Consider the following 4,102-nt stretch of genomic DNA (forward strand, 5'->3'; position numbering starts at 1 on the left):
TACGTTAGGCATCAGGGCGGAAAGGATTCTGGTCAACTCCGCATGGAGTTGTAACAGTAAGTACCCCGTGCATGCACGGGGGTATCTACTCAACAGGTTGATTGTAAATGTATTTTATATTGAGGGTTACTTCATTAATGATTGCTGTGATGTTGTATCCAAATTTAGCCATCCGCAATACTGACGGGCAACGCTAGATCGCTAGCGTTGCCCCATTGATATTAAGTAAGAACAAGTACGGAGCCATAAACAAGAAGCAAACCGATCAAGCCAATGATGAGTCCAACTTTCGCCATGTCTTTACTTTCAATCAAGCCTGTTGAGTAAGCGAGTGAGTTAGGTGGCGTAGAGACTGGCAAAATCATACCGAGCGATGCCGAGAAGGCGACCACAACCAACAAACCTTGTAGGCCACCGATAGCAACCAGACTCGGCATAGAAGCCCCAATCGCCGCTGCAATCGGCATCAACAAGTTCGCAGTGGCAGTATTAGACATAAAGTTTGCCATCAGCCAACACACGATCGACAGGGCAACGACGACCGCAAAAGGAGACAGGGACTCATAATCTATTGCGTGAGCGAGGGCTTCTGCCAAGCCGGTTTTATCTAGTGCAATACCAATGGCGATACCACCGGCTACCAACCATAACACATCCCAGTTTATAAGCTTGAGCTCTTCTTTGCCCATGACGCCCGTCAAGGTGAACACCGCAAGCGGAATAATGGCCACGACATAGGTATTCATGCCGTGCACTTTGGTTGTCATCCATAGCAGGATGGTCATGGCGAAGGTGACATAAACCACGATCGCGCGCCAGCTCTTCTTGAACTTACCATCCAAGCGTAGCTTCATTTCTGGTTCGCTGGAAGGGAAGAGCTTTTGCAATAGGAACCAAGCCAGCGTCAGTTGCACTAAGACAAAAGGCAAGCCCATCATCATCCAAGATAAGAAGTCGATGCTGTTTTCTCCGGTTAAATATTGCAAGGCAATTGCGTTAGGCGGGGTACCAATTGGCGTTGCGATACCCCCCGTATTAGCGGCAATAGGAATACACAAAACTAGCGCTTTGATCCCCAAGTCTCCTTTTGGTGCCGAAGCAACGATGGGGCCAAGGAGAGCTAGCATCATAACGGTTGTTGCAGTGTTCGACATAAACATCGAGAACACGGCGGTGATTAGCATTAAGCCTAACATGATGAACTTAGGCTGAGTGCCAAACGGCTTGAGCAGTACACGAGCAAGGTTGTTATCAAGCTCGTATTTAGAGGCAGCAATAGCGAGAGCGAAGCCACCCATGAAAAGGATAATGATGGGAGAGGAGAAGGCGGAGAAAATATCGGTGTAAGCAATTAACTCACCCAAATCATGTCCCGTTGGTGGATTGCGAAATAGGTGTAAGCCTTTGTTCGATATCATGAACAATTCAAGTGCGATGATAAGAATTGAAGTAGCGAATACTGGAACTGGTTCTAAAACCCAAAGTAGTGCAGCAAGAAGGAAAATAGCCAGAAGGCGATGCTGAATTAGAGTGAGATCGTCAATTGGAATGGCATCTATCGGCATCATTAAGACACCGAGTGGAATCAAAAAACACACCAGTAACTTGACCAGTGTGTCTGCGCTCATCTTTGGCATTAGCAGCCCCTTTTATAATCATCCCTCGACGCAGAATAATTGATTGCGCTTTTAGGTACTTAGAGGCAAGTACGAGTTTGAAAAAGAGAGGCGAAATTTCGAACAAAGTTTTGCTTTTTGTCAAAAAAGCCTCCGAAGATTAATAACGTCGGAGGCTAGGGGAAGAGGAAAATCTACTCGAGGATAGATCCCTTATCTTTACTTCGCTGATAAGCCTCTGCATAGGTAGAGAGATCAATAGGCTTTAGTACATTGATGCGAGGGAAAATCCAGTAACCTTCCTCAAAGCTCTCTTGATCATCGGTGTAACCTAGGCGCATGTTTGACTGCTCCAGAACAAGGTGGCGTCCATTTTCTAGAGTACTGATTGCCGTCCATGTGCGTTCTCGCTCTCTCATGAAGCCATACATGTCACTGGTACCTTTAAGTACGTATTGATGCTCTTCAGGTGATGCCCATTGTTGGAATCTAGTGTATTCCGTTATGAAGTACGGGTTATCTTCTTCGTCATAACTTGTCCAGGTCCAGGATGCTTGGCCACTTTGTGTAAATGTATAACCATAAACGGTATTGATATCCGGCAACCCTGCATTACTCTCGCTGGCCCTCCAACTGTTAACCCAAGCACCGAGTACATAAGGCATTTCTTGAAGAAAATCATCTTTAAGGGTACTTTCTTCTTGAGAGAAAGGTGCTAACCAATTGATAGTGCTTTGCTCATTACTGTCGACACTTACCGTGACCAACGCACTAATCAAGCCCTCCTCAGAGCGATGCGGTAAGTATGTTACTTCCCAACCTTCAGAAGCTTTTATCGATAGCTTACCTGACTCAAAGTGCCACGTTCCTAGATTGTCTCCGCCTGAATCTAAAACAGTTGAGTTATCTTCTAACGTCACTTGTTGGTGAACTAGGTAATCTTGTGCCTGTTCATCGTAGACTCCTTTCATGTCAGCAATGATAGGCAGTGCCCATGTGCCACTAGGGGCTTCTTTCCAAATCTCACTTTCGTTATTGGTTTTACTCAACACTGCGGTTGAATCCACCTCAGTGGTGGCAGTTAACGATGCTGAGTCCGGAACATCAAGAATGTGTTGGTAAGTGAATGTCGTCGCGACTTTGCTTTCAGTGCCTTTAGTTAACTTGGTTAGAGTGATGCCTCTTAGTGCTTGCTTCACCTCCAGCCATGTATCGAGACTTGGTAACACCTCTTTCGCCTCATCTCCGAACAGCTGAATGATGTCTTCCCCAGACATAACACTAACGCTTTCAGAGCTGTTCAAGGTAGATATGTAGAGCTTTCCTGTTGGAGTGAGGTTCCAGTGCGAATCCTTGTCTGATGAGAGTTGATAAGGTGTCTGAGAATCGCTTAGCCAGGCTTGGTTCTCTTCATCAATGCGAATGACCTCACCATACCCCGCAACCCATCCATTGGCGACTGAACTGTGCAGAAGGTAAGTACCTTCAAGACCAACAGCATCAAAGCTTGGAGTCACGAGAGGATCATCGATAGTTTGTTGTTTTGCTTCTTCAATAGCTTTAGAAAACTCAGGAATAAGCTCGCCTGATTCATTCAAAAGTTGATTGTTAGCGAAGTACTCTTCAAGCGCCTTTTCGACCCCTTCTTCTGATGAACTCAGAATATCTAGAATACTGCTTTCTTCCTCTGGCGTATAATCTGGGTTGTCAGCCAGAACTTTGATGATGGCACTTATTTCCAGTAGTTCCTCAACATCGACTTGCGATTCTGCAGCCACTAAAGCTTCGTCATTGGAAAGCTCTTGTCCTGATTGCTGACTTAAAAAGTGCATCGCAGTGCTAATTTGGGTAATAGCGGTTCTGGGTGATTCCTCTTGCTGCAGCGTGTTATCGTCTCCTGCTTGCTCTAATAACATGTTAAAAGAGCCCAGTTGACCGATGAGTTCGATGTGTGATTGTTGACCTTCACCTTTCGCTGTCACTTCAACCATCTCAGTCCCCGCCAGCGAGCCTTCGTCATATTCGAAATCTAATGAGTAGTTTCCTGTCTCATTTGCCGTCGTTGTAACGGTTCTATCGCCAATTTTTGCTGTTATTAGTGCATTAGCGATAGGGGCATCGGTTGCAATACCTTGAATGGAGAAGTTAAGTTTAGCGGGTGTGGCGGCCGAAGACGTCGAGTCGTCATCGCTACAGCCGCTAGCCAAAAGAGCAGTGAGCACTGCTAAGCCAACTTTGGTTAATCGCATTTTATATTCCTTGTTAGTGTGTTTCCTTTGTCATGAAGCTTTTGCTCCATTGATGCTTGATTTCCCAAGTAAAAGGGCAACCACTCTAAAAAGCGATTTGGCTTATATCAACCGTATGAATGCTTAGCTTGTTGATTATTTGATCTGCGTTCTAAACTTTTTTGTAATGTTGTTATTGTGTACATTTGGATAGGGATGGGGGGTTAAGATACAAAAAAGCCCCCGCGAGCGGCTGTC

2 protein-coding genes are annotated in these 4,102 nt (G+C 45.5%); both read right to left on the minus strand.

Annotated features, from left to right (window positions below):
• Positions 1-221 precede the first annotated feature (221 nt).
• Positions 222-1,637 (minus strand): SLC13 family permease, encoded by a 1,416-nt coding sequence (locus KIV40_RS25775; RefSeq protein ID WP_285352032.1) that lies wholly within the window; start codon positions 1,635-1,637, stop codon positions 222-224.
• Between the two features lie 173 nt (positions 1,638-1,810).
• A complete protein-coding gene (locus KIV40_RS25780; protein WP_285352034.1) occupies positions 1,811-3,865 on the minus strand; it encodes a carboxypeptidase-like regulatory domain-containing protein in 2,055 nt (684 codons plus the stop codon).
• Positions 3,866-4,102 lie beyond the last annotated feature (237 nt).

This window comes from Vibrio sp. D173a, from assembly GCF_030248475.1.

Excerpts from the sequence above, each read along its gene's own strand:
- KIV40_RS25775 (WP_285352032.1), bottom strand. The coding sequence starts at position 1,637 with ATGCCAAAGATGAGCGCAGACACACTGGTCAAGTTACTGGTGTGTTTT.
- KIV40_RS25780 (WP_285352034.1), bottom strand. The coding sequence starts at position 3,865 with ATGCGATTAACCAAAGTTGGCTTAGCAGTGCTCACTGCTCTTTTGGCT.